13 protein-coding genes and 1 tRNA gene are annotated in these 13724 nt (G+C 71.0%); 9 read left to right on the top strand and 5 right to left on the bottom strand.

The window, feature by feature from the left end:
* Positions 1-14: 14 nt before the first annotated feature.
* Positions 15-794, top strand: coding sequence for a 3-oxoacyl-ACP reductase (locus ACJJV7_RS02665; RefSeq protein WP_405372151.1), 780 nt, complete (start codon positions 15-17; stop codon positions 792-794).
* Between the two features lie 5 nt (positions 795-799).
* Positions 800-1516 (top strand): FadR/GntR family transcriptional regulator, encoded by a 717-nt coding sequence (locus ACJJV7_RS02660; RefSeq protein WP_405372150.1) that lies wholly within the window; start codon positions 800-802, stop codon positions 1514-1516.
* Positions 1517-1526: 10 nt separating this feature from the next.
* Here ACJJV7_RS02660 and ACJJV7_RS02655 read toward each other — a convergent pair whose 3' ends face one another.
* Positions 1527-2405 carry a transglutaminase N-terminal domain-containing protein gene (locus tag ACJJV7_RS02655; protein ID WP_405372148.1) on the bottom strand — a complete coding sequence of 293 codons (879 nt, stop codon included), beginning with the start codon at positions 2403-2405 and terminating at the stop codon, positions 1527-1529.
* Entirely contained in the window at positions 2402-4912 is a 2511-nt protein-coding gene (locus tag ACJJV7_RS02650; RefSeq protein ID WP_405372147.1) for a circularly permuted type 2 ATP-grasp protein, read from the bottom strand. The genes ACJJV7_RS02655 and ACJJV7_RS02650 overlap by 4 nt, the downstream gene beginning before the upstream one ends.
* Before the next feature lie 76 nt (positions 4913-4988).
* Here ACJJV7_RS02650 and ACJJV7_RS02645 point away from each other — a divergent pair, with 76 nt between their 5' ends.
* The 3 genes from ACJJV7_RS02645 (at position 4989) to ACJJV7_RS02635 (ending at position 6977) form a co-directional block, all read left to right on the top strand.
* Positions 4989-5507, top strand: a complete 519-nt coding sequence (locus ACJJV7_RS02645; RefSeq protein WP_405372145.1) for an amino-acid N-acetyltransferase — start codon at positions 4989-4991, stop codon at positions 5505-5507.
* A gap of 45 nt (positions 5508-5552) precedes the next feature.
* Positions 5553-6272, top strand: coding sequence for a hypothetical protein (locus ACJJV7_RS02640; RefSeq protein ID WP_405372143.1), 720 nt, complete (start codon positions 5553-5555; stop codon positions 6270-6272).
* Between the two features lie 303 nt (positions 6273-6575).
* Complete coding sequence (locus ACJJV7_RS02635; protein ID WP_405372141.1) at positions 6576-6977, top strand: dehydrogenase; 402 nt, start codon at positions 6576-6578, stop codon at positions 6975-6977.
* A 1-nt stretch (position 6978) separates the two neighbouring features.
* On the opposite strand, the gene radA is transcribed toward ACJJV7_RS02635, so the two are convergent.
* The 3 genes from radA to ACJJV7_RS02620 are packed head-to-tail and all read right to left on the bottom strand — an operon-like array spanning position 6979 to position 10759.
* Positions 6979-8337 carry a DNA repair protein RadA gene (radA, locus tag ACJJV7_RS02630; protein WP_405372139.1) on the bottom strand — a complete coding sequence of 453 codons (1359 nt, stop codon included), beginning with the start codon at positions 8335-8337 and terminating at the stop codon, positions 6979-6981.
* A 41-nt stretch (positions 8338-8378) separates the two neighbouring features.
* A complete protein-coding gene (locus ACJJV7_RS02625) occupies positions 8379-9332 on the bottom strand; it encodes an L-lactate dehydrogenase (protein ID WP_405372137.1) in 954 nt (317 codons plus the stop codon).
* Positions 9333-9385: 53 nt separating this feature from the next.
* Positions 9386-10759: an MFS transporter gene (locus tag ACJJV7_RS02620; protein ID WP_405372135.1), complete on the bottom strand. Its 1374-nt coding sequence runs from the start codon at positions 10757-10759 to the stop codon at positions 9386-9388.
* Positions 10760-10854: 95 nt separating this feature from the next.
* On the opposite strand from ACJJV7_RS02620, the gene ACJJV7_RS02615 reads away from it, so the two are divergent.
* The 4 genes from ACJJV7_RS02615 to ACJJV7_RS02600 all read left to right on the top strand — a co-directional run bounded on the left by ACJJV7_RS02615 (position 10855) and on the right by ACJJV7_RS02600 (position 13702).
* Complete coding sequence (locus ACJJV7_RS02615; protein WP_405372133.1) at positions 10855-11541, top strand: DUF899 domain-containing protein; 687 nt, start codon at positions 10855-10857, stop codon at positions 11539-11541.
* A gap of 52 nt (positions 11542-11593) precedes the next feature.
* A tRNA-Ser gene (locus tag ACJJV7_RS02610) sits at positions 11594-11684 on the top strand.
* A 133-nt stretch (positions 11685-11817) separates the two neighbouring features.
* On the top strand, positions 11818-12666 hold the full coding sequence (locus ACJJV7_RS02605; protein WP_405372132.1) for an alpha/beta fold hydrolase: 849 nt from the start codon (positions 11818-11820) through the stop codon (positions 12664-12666).
* Between the two features lie 40 nt (positions 12667-12706).
* Complete coding sequence (locus ACJJV7_RS02600) at positions 12707-13702, top strand: NADP-dependent oxidoreductase (protein WP_405372130.1); 996 nt, start codon at positions 12707-12709, stop codon at positions 13700-13702.
* Positions 13703-13724 lie beyond the last annotated feature (22 nt).

Raw genomic sequence — 13724 nt, 5'->3', positions numbered from 1 at the left:
CCGGAGGAACCCCCATGACCGTCGACCTCACGCAGCGCCTTCGCGACCGCGTCGCCATCATCACCGGCGGCGCGAGCGGCATCGGCCTCGCGACCGCCCGCCGCTTCGCCGCCGAAGGTGCCCGCGTCGTCATCGCCGACCTCGACCCGGTGGCAGGCGAGCACGCCGCCGCCGAGGTGGGCGGCGTCTTCCGCGAGGTGAACGTCGCCGACCAGACCTCGGTCGACGCGCTGTTCGACGGGGTGGCGGCCGACCTCGGGTCGGTCGACATCGCCTTCAACAACGCCGGGATCTCACCCGCCGACGACGACTCGATCGAGACGACCGAGCTGCCCGCCTGGGATCGTGTGCAGGACGTCAACTTGAAGAGCGTCTACCTGTGCTCGCGCGCCGCTCTCCGGCACATGGTGCCGCAGCGGCGCGGATCGATCATCAACACGGCGTCGTTCGTCGCGCTGCTCGGCTCGGCGACCTCGCAGATCTCGTACACCGCGTCGAAGGGCGGCGTGCTCGCGATGACGCGCGAGCTCGGCGTGCAGTTCGCGCGCCAGGGCGTGCGGGTCAACGCGCTGTGCCCGGGTCCGGTCAACACCCCGCTGCTGCAGGACCTGTTCGCGAAGGACCCCGAGCGTGCGCAGCGCCGCCTCATCCACGTGCCGATGGGGCGCTTCGCCGAGCCCGAAGAACTCGCCGCGGCGGTCGCGTTCCTGGCATCCGACGACGCCTCGTTCATGACGGCGAACGCCTTCGTCGTCGACGGCGGCATCACCAACGCCTACGTGACGCCGCTCTGACCGGCATGCCCGCCCACCCGCCGCACGACCTCGGACGCGCCGTCTACCGCCCGGTGCGCGGCGGCAATGCGCTCGAAGACACGGTCGCGCGACTGGTGCAGACCGTGCGGCTGGGCGTCGTCGCGCCCGGTGAGTCGCTGCCCTCGGAGCGCGACCTCGCCGAGCGTTACGCGGTCAGTCGCGACACCGTGCGGCAGGCGATCGGCGAGCTGGCGGCAGCGGGATTCGTCGCGCGACGCCGCGGCAGGTACGGCGGCACCTTCGTCGCCGACCCGCTCCCGCGCCCTGCGACTCCGGGCCCGGTCGATCCTGTCGAACTCGAGGACGTCCTCGGGCTTCGGCGGGTGATCGAAGCGGGCGCCGCCCGGGCCGCCGCCTCACGGACTCTGACGGATGCCGATCGCGGCACCCTCGAGCAGCGCCACCACGCCACCCGCGGAGCGGGGGAGTCCGACTACCGCCGGCTCGACTCGCTGCTGCACCTGACGATCGCCGAGCTGAGCGGCATCCCGTCGCTGCTTCCCCTCGTCGTCGAGAACCGCACCCGGGTGAACGTCTGGCTCGACACTTTTCCCCTGCTGCCCCGCAACATCGAGCACTCCGATGCGCAGCACGACCGCATCGTCGGCGCGATCCTCGCCGGGGCACCGGATGCCGCCGAGGCGGCCGTGCTCGAGCACCTCGCCGGGTCGGAGGCGCTGCTGCGCGGCTTCCTCGGGTGAGAGGGGGGCGTCAGACGGGGGCGACGTCGACCTGGACGCGCAGGGTCGACGTCTTCGCCTCGGTGAAGATGATGCCCTTCACGGGTGACACGTCGCCGTAGTCCCTGCCCCAGGCGACCGTGACGTATCGCTCGTTCGCCCGCTGGTTGTTCGTCGGGTCGATAGCGAGCCACTGATCGGTGCCCGGCAGCCAGACCGCCAGCCACGCGTGCGACGCGTCGGCGCCGAACACCCGCTCCTTGCCGGGAGGCGGCTGGGTCGCGAGATACCCCGACACGTACCGTGCTGCGACGCCGTTGCCCCGCAGGCAGGCCAGGGCGACGTGGGCGAAGTCCTGGCAGACGCCGGCGCGGGCAGCCATCGCATCGGAGACGGTGCTCGTGACAGTGGTCGCCGTCTTGTCGTAGTCGAAGTCGGCGAAGATGCGCTGCATGAGGTCGATCGCCGCCTCGCCGAGAGGACGGCCGGGCGTGAGGGACTGCGCGCCGTAGGCCGTCGCCTCGGGGGCGTGGCGCGCGCGGTCGGATTCGAGCGCGTACTCGGTGGCCTGCCACGCCCCGGGCAGATCGGGGTGGTGGAGCGGGCGCGCGCGCTCCCACGGCTGTGCGAGCGCGGCGGCGTCGTACTCGGGCTCGGTGACCTCGACGTCGCTCGTCGACTCGATCGTCAGGGCCTCGTGCGGGTCGGTGACATGGAAGTAGGTCGACGAGTTGCCGAAGTAGTCGACGGCGGGGGAGATGTCGCCCGGAACGGGGTCGACCGTGACACCGGATGCGGTGACGCGCTGCCACGGCAGCTCGCGGGGCATCAGGTGGAACTGCCCGACGCTGTCGTGCACGGCCTCGCTGTAGGCGTAGGCGGTGCGGTGCCAGACCCGGTAGCGCATCATCCGCGGGCCTCCATCAGCTCGACGAGCGACAGGTCGGCCATCGACACCGCGGGCGGCCCGGCCTCGAAGTGGAGGTGGCCGATGGCATCCGAGAGCTGTGCGAGCTGGATCGCGATGTCGGCCAGCGCGTCGACGAGGCGAGGTCGCCGCCCGTCGATGTCGGCCGTCAGCTCGATGAGATCGACTGCGCCGAGCTCGGTCTCGAGGTGGTCGAGCAGGCGCTCGGCCCGGGTCGATCCGGTCGAGGCGGGCATCGCGGCGAGGTGCTCACGGAGCGTCGCGAGCGAGAAAGCGAGCGACCGGGGGTTGCCCGCGTCGAGGAGCAGCAGTTCGACGACGTCGGCCGCACGCGCTGAGCCGCGGTACCGGCGGCGGTAGGTGACGACGCTCTCCGACGACAGCAGCAGCGATTCGAGCACCTCGCGGTCGGTGCGGAGGGTGCGGGTCGTGCCGAGCGCGGACGAGAGCACGGTCGTCAGCTGGAGCCCCCGCTCGAGGTAGCGGCCGGCCTCCATCATGTGCCAGCCGGGGTCGCGGATCATGTTCGCCGTCACGCCGTACAGCGACAGCATGGCGGCGAGCATGCGGCCGGCCGATTCGGCGCTCCGGTGCGGATGCGGAGCGCTGCGGAGCGCGCGGACGGCGCGGTCGACGTTGGCGAACACCCGCCAGGTGTCGCCCGAGAGCTGGTCGCGGACCCCCTCCATCGCATCGCGCAGGCGGGCGATGGAGTGCGCTGCCGACCCCGTCCGGGTCGCGTCGAGCAGCAGCGAGCGGAACTCCGCCTCGTGGTCGGTCGACCTCGTCCCCGACAGCGCGTGGAGCGTCCGCATCAGCACGCCGACGCTCTCGCCGGCCCTCGCCGCGGTGTGGGCACCGGGCTGGTCGAGCGCGGTCTGGGTCGCGAGGATGAGGCGCAGCAGGTCTTCGGCCCGCTCCGCATAGCGCCCGGTCCAGAACATGTCGGCGAGGGCGCGCGGGGCGAGGGTCGGATCGCTCCGCGTGGTCGGGAGCGCCGCGATGTCGCTGATGCCCTGGTCGGGGTCGGTCTCGAGCGCTTTGAGCACCCAGACGTCTTTCGTGCGCGGCGGGGCGTCGGGGTTCTCGCGCACGGTCGCGAGGCCGCCGACAAGCGGCCGGTACGTCGCCCCGAAGCGGATCGCGAATCCGCGCAGGGTGACGGGAAGAGCGGATGCCGTGTCGTCGCCGTCCCACACCGGAGCCTGCGACAGCGCGAGCTGCTCCTGTGCGGCGTAGCGGTGGGGCTCGGTGCGGAGACGCTCCGCGATCTCGCTCGGCGTGAGCGCGAGGCGGCGGCGCGGGTCGTCGATGAGTCGGAGCTCGAGCGACGGATCGCCGGCGAGCAGGCGTGGCGTCACGGCATCCCGCGAGGCCGGATCACCGAGCCAGTGCGTCGGCACCGACGGGAGGCGCAGCTGCTCGCCGAGGAGGTGCTCGCAGACGGCGGGCAGGTAGGGCAGGAGCGCGGGGTTCTCGAGCACACCGGCACCCAGGCCGTTCACGAGTCGCACGCGTCCGCGCCGCACCGCTTCGGCGAGGCCGGCGACGCCGAGACGAGAGCCGGCGCGCAGTTCGAGGGGGTCGCACCATTCGGCGTCCACGCGACGCAGGATGACGTCGACCCGCTCGGTGGGGGCGTTCGCGGGCCACCGAGCGGGCTTCATCCAGACGTCGCCGCCGCGGACGATGAGGTCGCTGCCCTGGACGAGCGGGAACCCGAGCGCGTTCGCGAGGAAGGCCTGGTCGAAGGCGGTCTCGGAGAGAGGCCCGGGCGTCATCACGACGATGCGCGGATTCGGGTTCTCGTGGGGGGCGGAGGCGATGAGGGCGGCGCGGAGCGCGGCGAAGTACGGGTCCATCCGGTGGAGGGAGCCCTCGTCGAGCAGGTCGGGCAGCACCTGCGAGATCACGCGGCGGTTCTGCGCGGCGTAGCCGAGACCCGACGGCGCCTGCACGCGGTCGGAGAGCACGTGCCACTCGCCGGCGGCGTCGCGGCCGAGGTCGGCCGCCGAGAGCAGGAGCGGGGTGACGTCGGCTGCGCCGGGGCGGGCGACCGACCGGATGAAACCGGAGTGGGCGTAGACGGCGGCGGCGGGGACGATGCCGTCGCGCAGCACGGTCTGCGGGCCGTAGAGGTCGACGAGCAGCGCGTTGAGCAGTTCGGCGCGCTGAGCGAGGCCGATCTCGAGGTGGCTCCAACTCGCCGCGTCGAGGACGAAGGGCATCGGATCGAGCTGCCACGGCTGCAGGTCGGCGCCGGCTCGCGCATACGAGACGCCGTCGTCGGCGAGGAAGCGGGAGATCTCGCCGCCCACGCGGGTGAGCTCTTCGCCGGTGAGGCCGAGCGCGAACGAGGCGAGTGCCCGCCACGCCGGCCGGAGCGAGCCGTCGGTGTCGACGACCTCGTCGTAGCGGGCGACCGCCGTCGACGCGAACGGCAATGTCGGCTGCGACACTGCCGTGGCATAGTCACGGAGCACACTCACGGGCGGGTCCTCTCCCTGGGTCCAGCGTAGGGCTCCGCGGCGGCGCGCCCGGCCGCGGCGGCAATACAGTGGAGCGATGACCGAACCCGTCTCCGACACCGCGTTCGAGGTGCGGCAGGCGCGCACGTCGGACATCCCCGGCATCCTCGAGCTACTCGAGCCCTGGGTGCGCAAGCGCATCTTGCTCGGCAAGGAGCGCGTGACGCTGTACGAGACGGTGCAGGAGTTCGTCGTGGCCGACGCCGGCGACCGGCTCGTGGGATGCGGTGCGCTCCACGTCATGTGGGAGGACCTCGGTGAGATCCGCACCCTGATCGTCGCGGACGACTGGCTGCACCGAGGCGTCGGCGGCGCGGTCGTCGACCTGCTCGAGCGCAATGCCCGTGTCCTCGGACTCTCGCGCCTGTTCTGCCTCACCTTCGAGGTGTCGTTCTTCCGTCGTCGCGGATTCGAGACCATCGGCGAGCAGGTCGTCGACCCCGACGTCTACTCGCAGCTCCTCCGAAGCCCCGACGAGGGCGTCGCGGAGTTCCTCGACCTCGCCCATGTGAAGCCCAATACCCTGGGCAACACCCGCATGCTCAAGCAGTTGTAGGCGCGCCGACCCGCCCGCGCGCGGGGCGCCGCTTAGCCTTGAGCGGTGAGCAGCACGACTCCACGCCGCCGGCCGACGCCGGCCGTCTACCGCCGCCGGCGGCTGTTCGTCGTGCTCCTCGCGATCCTCGTCGTCGCCGGCATCGTGGCCGTGGTCGCCTGGCAGCCCTGGCGAGCGTGGGCGGATGCCGAGGGCTCACCCGCCCAGGCGGCGCCGACCTCGGCGCCCGCGTCCACCGCACCGGCGGGCACGCCGATCCCGACGAGCCCGGCTCCCGGCTCACCGGCGCCCACCGCCACTCCGGGCGCACCGGCGACCACGCCGCCCGCGGACGACGAGGCGAGCGCTGACGACGACACCGAGATCCTCCCCTGCACGACCGCCGACGTGACGGTCGCGGCGACGGTCGACAAGAGCTCGTACGGAACGAAGGAGCTCCCGAAGCTCTCGATCACCCTCACCAACGATGCGGGCATGGCCTGCCTCATCAACGTGGGCACCACCTCGCAGCGGTTCGAGATCACCAGCGGCAGCGACACCTGGTGGCGCTCGACCGACTGCCAGACCGAGCCGAGCGATCAGGTCGTGAAGATCGAGGCGGGGCAGAAGGTGTCGAGCGCCACACCCCTCGTCTGGGACCGCACCCGCTCGTCGGCCGACTCCTGCGACGGCAAGCGGCAGAACGCGTTGCCCGGGTGGTACAACCTCACCGTCTCGGTCGGCGGCATCGAGTCGGTCGAGCCCGCTCAGTTCACTCTTCGGTGAGGGTTGCGGCATCCCTCGTTCCTGAGAGGATTCTCATCTTGTGGGCCTCCGCGGGGGGTTCACTTCGCACGGCGGACGCGTAGCCTGGGGTCAGCTCCCGGCGCCGTGCCCCGTTGTCCCCAGCTTCGGAGTCTCGTCAATCCCCAGAGATGAGACGTTCGGCATCCGGTGCCGGTGAGCGATGGGCCCTCTCGACTTTCCCAGTCCCCAATGGGGAGTTCGAGAGGGCCCCCTACTTTTTCTCGGGCTCTGGGGTGGCGACCGGAGCCGGTGGCGGGGGGCCGCGAGCCTAGGCTTGTCGGTATGGCTGGCAAGAAGCGCGACAAGAAGCCGCTCGAGTTCCGCAACACCGCCCTGGCGGATGCGTTGCAGACGCAGGACATGGCGGCTCTCGCTTTCGCCCTGCGGCACGGGCCGACGGTGGTGCCCCTGATCCGACCCGGAAAGCGCGATGACCCCCGCGATGCGGGTGAGATCTGGACGTACCGCGACCCGAACTCCGGCGATGTGGCGCTCCTCCTCTTCAGCGATGCCGTGAACAAGCCGGCCACGCTCCCGCCCGGGGTCGGGCTGCAGTCTCCGGGCTGGTTGAGGGCGTTCCTCGGCACGCACGGCGATCAGATCACGACAGTCTTCTTCGACATCGCCGGTCCGCACCCGATGCAGGCATCGCCCGCCGATCTCGTGGCGGCGCTCGAAGCCTGACTCAGAAGTCGGGGACGTCGGCCCTGTCGGGGGCGTGGTGCCGGGTGCGCTCTGCGAGGGCGCCGCGGAGGGTTCCTGCGGCCACGTCGATCACGGCGCGATAGCCGACGCGTGCCGCTTCGGCTCGCCGCTGGTCGTGCTGGGTGACCCGCCGGATCTCGCCCGACAGGCTGAGCTCTCCGATCGCCGCCATACCGGCGGGATTGGGGCGCTCGGTGGCCGCGCTCGCGATCGCGAGGGCGATGGCGAGGTCTGCGGCGGGTTCGGTGAGGCGCACGCCGCCGACCGTGGAGACGTAGACGTCCTGGTCGGAGAGTCGGATGCCGGCGCGCTTCTCGAGCACGGCCAGCACCATCGCGACGCGGGCGCTGTCGACGCCGCTGACGATGCGCCGCGGGTTCGGCGCTGTCGTGTGCAGGGTGAGGGCCTGCACCTCGACGGGGAGCGCGCGACGCCCCTCGAGGGCGATCGTCACGCACGTGCCCGGTTCGCTCGGCCGGTTGCTGAGGAAGAGCGAGCTCGGGTCGGGCACTTCGGCGATACCGTCGCCGTTCATATCGAAGCAGCCGACCTCGTCGGTGGCGCCGAAGCGGTTCTTGAGTGCCCGGACGAAGCGCAGCGAGGTCTGCCGGTCGCCCTCGAAATGGCAGACGACATCGACGAGGTGCTCGAGGATGCGGGGTCCGGCGACCTGGCCGTCTTTCGTGACGTGCCCGACGATGATCACCGGGAGGTCGCGCTCCTTCGCGGTGCGGATGAGCGTCGAGGCGACTTCGCGCACCTGAGCCGGCTGCCCGGCGGCGCCGTCGATGAGCGACGAGAAGACGGTCTGCACCGAGTCGACGATCAGAAGGTCGGGGCGGACATCGTCGATGTGGCCGAGCGTCGTTGCCAGATCGGTTTCAGCGGCGAGGTAGAGCTCGTCGTGGAGTGCACCCGTGCGCTCGGCGCGCAGCCTCACCTGCCCGAGCGACTCCTCGGCGCTGACGTAGAGCACCCGCCGACCAGCGCGGGCACTCTGCGCCGCCACCTCGAGCAGGAGCGTCGACTTTCCGACCCCGGGCTCACCGGAGAGCAGGATCGCGGCGCCGGGAACGATCCCCCCGCCGAGGACGCGGTCGAACTCGCCCACGCCGCTGGTGCGTCGCGGCGTCTCACGGGTGTCGATCTCGGTGATCGGCCGGGCGCTGCGCGACGGGGCCACCGCCGCGGTGGTGGCCGTGATCCCGGTCTGCGTGGTGCTCTCGACCACCGTGCCCCACTGCTGGCACTCGCCGCAGCGACCCACCCATTTGGGAGTCGTCCAACCGCATTCGGTGCAGCGGTAGGCCGCGGTGGTCGCGGTTCGTCGGGTGGCCATGGTCTCAGGGTATCCGCGGCCGCCGACACGGCCTCAGCGACTCAGCGGAGCGACGCGGCGACGTCTCGAAGAGCCGCACCCGAACGGCGCAAGAGCTCGAGCTCGTTGTCGGCGAACGCGGTCTCCCGGATCGGGCGCGCTCCCGCGCTGCTCAGCACCGACGGCACCGAGAGGGCCACGCCGTCGAGTCCGTGGAAGTCGGAGAGCACCGTCGAGACCGGCATGACCGCGTGCTGGTCGCCGAGGATCGCCTCGACGATGCGAGCGCTCGAAAGGCCGATCGCGTAGTTGGTCGCACCCTTGCCGCGGATGACCGTGTACGCGGCATCCCGCACATCGATCGCGATCTGGTCGAGCTCGTCCTTCGTGAACTTCGGCTGCCCGTCGTGCGGCTGCCAGTCCAGGATGGGGACCGTGCCGATGGTGGCGTGCGACCAGAGCGGGAACTCGGTGTCGCCGTGCTCGCCCACGATGTACGCGTGGACGCTCGAGGTCGACACCCCGGCGCGCTGCGCGAGCTTCCAGCGCAGCCGCGACGTGTCGAGCACCGTGCCCGACGAGAAGATCCGCTCGGAGGGCAGCCCGGTGACCTCCTGGCCGATGACGGTGAGGACGTCGCAGGGGTTCGTCACGATGACGAACACGGCGTTCGGGGCCACCTCGAGGAGCTCGGGCAGCATGCGGCGCAGGATGCCGGCGTTGACACCCGCGAGCTCGGTGCGCGTCTGTCCGGGGTTCTGCTTCGCGCCGGCGGTGATGACCACGACGTGGGAGCCCGCCGCCACCGAAATGTCGGACCCGCCCGTGATGTCGCTCGAGCCGGTGAACTGGGCGCCGTGCGCGAGATCGAGCACTTCGGCTTCGACCTTCTCGGCGGCGATGTCGTACAGTGCCACGTGGCGTGCCGATCCGCGGATGAGGGCGGCGTAGGCGACGCTGGATCCGACAGCGCCCGCGCCGACGACGGTGAGTTTCGAGTTCTCGATGAGGCTCATGCCGTCAGTGTGTCAGGCGAATCCGATCCCTGCCAGGCAGCGGGCCGTGGATATCATTCCGCGGCTGCGGCGGCGGGATTGCGGATGCCGAGGAAGGCGACGACGGCGCCGACGACGAGCATCGCGGCGGTGACGATCGCTGCGCGGTGGAAGCCGTCGAGGTCGAGCGAGCCGCCCACGATCGCCGCGAGCACGGCGATCACGATCAGGCCGGCGATGCGCGAGACCGCGTTGTTCGTCGCCGAGGCGATGCCCGAGCGCTCGCCGCCGATCGCACCGAGGATCGTCGAGGTGAGGGGCGAGACGGTCATCGCGAGCCCGAGCCCCACGAGCAGGAGCGCGGGCAGGACCTGCGTCAGGTAGTCGAACTCCGCTGTCACGGTGAGCAGCAGCAGGCTGCCTCCGGCCATGAGGAGAGGACCGACGGTCATGAACAGGCGCGGTCCCCAGCGGGCCACGAGGGTGCCGACCCGCGAGCTGAGGAGGATGAGCAGGACCGTCATCGGCAGGCTGGCGAGGCCGGCGAGGGTCGCGGACAGGCCCGCTCCCTGCTGCAGGTACACGCCCACGACGAAGCCGTTGAGCGACAGCGCCGCGTAGACGAAGAACGTCGAGACGTTGCCGGTCCAGAAGTTGCGCACCCGGAAGATCTCGAGCGGCAGGATCGGCGACGGGATCGTGCGCTGCCGGAGGAGGAAGGCGGTGAACATCACGATGCCGGCGACGAGCGGCATCCAGATCGCCGGATGCGACCACCCGAGGTTCGGCTGCTCGATGAGGGCGAACACGATGCCGCCGAGGCCGAGAGTGCACAGGACCGCGCTGAGCACGTCGATGTGCGCATCGTCGCGTCGGCGATCGGCGCCCTCGAGGCGCCGCAGGAGGAAGAACGTCACCGCGATCGGGACGATGTTGACCAGGAAGGCATAACGCCACGACAGCGTGTCGACGAAGACCCCGCCCATGAGCGGGCCGAGGAGGGTCGCGCCGGTGGTCCACGCGGTCCACTGGCCGATGGCCCGGGACTGCTCGGGACCGCTCATCAGCGAGGTGATGAGAGCGAGCGAGCTCGGCACCAGGAAGGCGCCCGCCGCGCCCTGCAGTGCGCGGGCGACGATCAGGATGACGGGGTCGGGGGCCAGGCCCACGCCGATCGAGGCGATCGCGAAGCCGATGAGCCCGATGCGGAGCACGAAGACGCGGCCGTACGCGTCGCTGACCGACCCGGCGAAGAGGATGAGCGAGCTCAGGGTCAGCAGATAGGCGTCGACCGTCCACTGCTGAGTGGCCAGGCCGCCGCCGAGCTCCTCGCTGATCGCGGGCAGGGCGACGTTGACGACCGTCCCGTCGAGGAAGGCGACAGCGGAGGCGAGGGCAGCGATCGCGACGATGAGTCCGTGCTGCGCTGCTCGAGGAGGTGCGCTCACCTGCTCACCGTACGCCCGCCGCGGGGAACCCGGCCCTCCCTCGATCTCCGCTCGCGGCGTACCCTGCTCTCATCGGATGCAACGAAGGAGCCGCCATGTCCACCGCCCTTCCTCCTGTGGTCGACGCCGCCACCTGGCAACGAGAACTCGACGCGCTGCGCGTGGAGGAGAAGGCGGCCACCCGGCACTTGGATGCCGTCGCGGCTCAGCGCCGGCGACTCCCGATGGTCGAGCTTCCCGAGTACGTGCTGGAGGGCGTGGACGGACCGGTTCGCCTCGTGGACCTGTTCGGTGAACGGTCGCAGCTCATCGTTTACAGCCACATGTGGCATCCGGGCCAGACGTGGCAGTGCCCGGGCTGCACGAGCTGGACGGCCCAGTTCACACGGTTGGAGTTCCTCGACCAGTACGACGCCCGGTTCGTCGTCGTGACCCAGGGCGAGATCGCCGAGGCGCTCGCTTACAAGCGGCGCGTGGGCAACCGGATGGAGTGGTACTCCACCGCTCACAGCCCGTTCGGCGCCGACATGGGCGCTCCGGCAGGGGCAGGGTTCGCGGTGAACGTCTTCTTGCGAGACGGTGACACGGTCTTCCGGACCTGGCACACGGACGGCCGTGGCACCGAGCAGCTCGGGTACATCCACGGCCTCGTGGATGTGCTCCCTCGAGGGCGGCAGGAGGAGTGGGAGGACTCCCCGGAGGGGTGGCCGCAGCACGGAACGTACGAGGGTGGCGCTCCTTCGCGGGTCTTCGGAGACCTCTACGGGGAGCCCGGCGCCTGAGCCGGAGCGGCCTGGTTCGCGGCATCCGCTCTCGTGTCGTAAACTGATCGCTGGTGACGTGTCCGAGCGGCCGAAGGTGCAACTCTCGAAAAGTTGTGTAGGGTAACCCCCTACCGTGGGTTCAAATCCCACCGTCACCGCCATGAAAACCCCTGCTGATGCAGGGGTTTTCGGCGTTTCCGGGCTGGGCGTCAAGGGTATATCGGACGCCTTGACAATGTTATTGAGCACGCTCATAATTGAGTCGGCTCGGAAAACGGGCCGGAGAGAAGACTCATGGCTCACGCGACCGGCGCACCCTTCGCCGAGACTCCCACGCGGTTCATCGAGGTCGACGGCGCCCGGATCGCCTATCGCGAGCTGGGCCGGGGCAGCGGCATCCCGCTCGTCGCCCTCACCCATCTCGGCGCGAACCTCGACGATTGGGACCCTCGTGTCGCCGACGGTCTGGCCGCCGGCCGCCGGGTCATCCTCCTCGGGTATCGGGGAGTCGGCCGTTCGACCGGGCGCGTGCGCTCGACGATCCGCGAGATGGCGGACGACGCCGTCGCCGCCGTGCGAGCGCTCGGCCTTGCGACAGTCGACCTGTTCGGCCTCTCGATGGGGGGCATGGTCGCGCAGGAGATCGTCCGCACGTCCGCCCACCTCGTCCGGCGACTCGTGCTCGTCAGCGCGGGGCCCGCGGGTGGGCCCCGGCTCGTCGGTATGACCCGGGTGATGGTGGGTGGCACGGCCCGCGCGATCCTGGCCCGACGCGACCCGAAGGCCGATCTCTTCTTCACGCGCTCCGACGTCGGACGGCGGGCCGCCGCCGCCTACCGGGCGCGCTTGCGCGAGCGTTCTGCGGAGAAGGACGGGCCGGTGGGGCTCACCGTCCTGCGCGCCCAGCTCGCCGCCGTGCACCGCTGGGGTCTCGCGGATGCCGCTCCCGTCAGCGCCTTCGCCGGAGACGTCACCGTCTTCCACGGCGACAGTGACCGCATGGTTCCCGCGTCGAACGCGTCGGCTCTCCTGCGCGTCTTCCCGGCGGCATCCGTCACCGTCCTCCCGGATGCGGGGCAAGGTGTCGTCTTCCAGAACCACCCCGAGATCGTCGCGGCCGTGCGCGCCTTCCTGCGCCGCTGACCGCTGCCGTGAACCCCCGAGAACAACCGAGGAGCAGACCATGAGAGCTTTCGTCCTCTCGACCTACAAGGCCCCCCTTCGCGAAGCGGACGTGCCCGAGCCGACCGTCGGTGAGCGCGACGTCCTCGTCCGCGTGGAGGCAGCCGGAGTGAACCAGCTCGATGAGAAGATTCGGGCCGGTGAGTTCAGGGCGATTCTGCCGTACGCGGTCCCGATGACCCTCGGGCACGACGTGGCGGGCACCGTCATCCGTGTCGGCTCCGCTGTGCGCGGCCTCGGGCCGGGCGATGAGGTGTACGCGCGTCCCCGCGATCACCGCATCGGCACCTTCGCCGAGAGGATCGCGATCGACGAGCGCGACGTCGCCCGGCGGCCCGCGTCGATCAGCATGACCGAGGCCGGTTCGCTTCCCCTCGTCGCGCTGACCGCGTGGCAGGCCCTGGTCGAGATCGCCGACGTGCAGCCGGGCCAGAAGGTGCTCATCCACGCCGGCGCCGGCGGAGTCGGGTCGATCGCCGTGCAACTCGCCGCGCACCTCGGCGCCCACGTCGCGACGACGGCCAGCGCCGCGAACGCCGACGTCGTCCGCGCGCTCGGCGCCCACGAGGTCATCGACTACCGGTCGGAGGACTTCGCGTCGCGGCTCAGCGGCTTCGACGTCGTCCTCGACAGCCTCGGGGGCGCGAACCTCGAGAAGTCCCTCGGCATCCTCCGCCGCGGCGGCATCGCGATCGGGATCGCCGGTCCGCCGACCCCGGCCTTCGCCCGCGAAGCCGGACTCAATCCGCTCGTCCGGCTCGCCATCGCGGCGCTGAGTCGCAAGGTGCGCGCCCAGGCGAAACGGCTGGGCGTCGACTACCGCTTCCTGTGGATGCGGGCCAGCGGCGAGCAGCTTGCGCAGATCGCCGCCCTCGTCGACAGCGGTGCGATCCGTCCGGTCGTCGGCGCCGTCTACCCCTTCGACGACACCGTCGCCGCCGTCGCATCGCTTGCTTCCGGCGGCGTCCGCGGCAAAGCCGTCGTCAGCATCCCGTGACCATCCACCCCTCGCAGACCCT

The organism is Microbacterium sp. Ld4 (assembly GCF_045066555.1).
Classification (GTDB): Bacteria; Actinomycetota; Actinomycetes; order Actinomycetales; family Microbacteriaceae; genus Microbacterium.
The sequence above is the reverse complement of the archived record's forward strand: the minus strand, read 5'-3'. Positions and strand labels throughout refer to the sequence as shown.

Bases quoted from the DNA above. Each gene is read 5' to 3' on its own strand.
- ACJJV7_RS02665 (WP_405372151.1), top strand. From the start codon at position 15: ATGACCGTCGACCTCACGCAGCGCCTTCGCGACCGCGTCGCCATCATC.
- ACJJV7_RS02660 (WP_405372150.1), top strand. From the start codon at position 800: ATGCCCGCCCACCCGCCGCACGACCTCGGACGCGCCGTCTACCGCCCG.
- ACJJV7_RS02655 (WP_405372148.1), bottom strand. From the start codon at position 2,405: ATGATGCGCTACCGGGTCTGGCACCGCACCGCCTACGCCTACAGCGAG.
- ACJJV7_RS02645 (WP_405372145.1), top strand. From the start codon at position 4,989: ATGACCGAACCCGTCTCCGACACCGCGTTCGAGGTGCGGCAGGCGCGC.
- ACJJV7_RS02635 (WP_405372141.1), top strand. From the start codon at position 6,576: ATGGCTGGCAAGAAGCGCGACAAGAAGCCGCTCGAGTTCCGCAACACC.
- radA (WP_405372139.1), bottom strand. From the start codon at position 8,337: ATGGCCACCCGACGAACCGCGACCACCGCGGCCTACCGCTGCACCGAA.
- ACJJV7_RS02625 (WP_405372137.1), bottom strand. From the start codon at position 9,332: ATGAGCCTCATCGAGAACTCGAAACTCACCGTCGTCGGCGCGGGCGCT.
- ACJJV7_RS02615 (WP_405372133.1), top strand. From the start codon at position 10,855: ATGTCCACCGCCCTTCCTCCTGTGGTCGACGCCGCCACCTGGCAACGA.
- ACJJV7_RS02605 (WP_405372132.1), top strand. From the start codon at position 11,818: ATGGCTCACGCGACCGGCGCACCCTTCGCCGAGACTCCCACGCGGTTC.
- ACJJV7_RS02600 (WP_405372130.1), top strand. From the start codon at position 12,707: ATGAGAGCTTTCGTCCTCTCGACCTACAAGGCCCCCCTTCGCGAAGCG.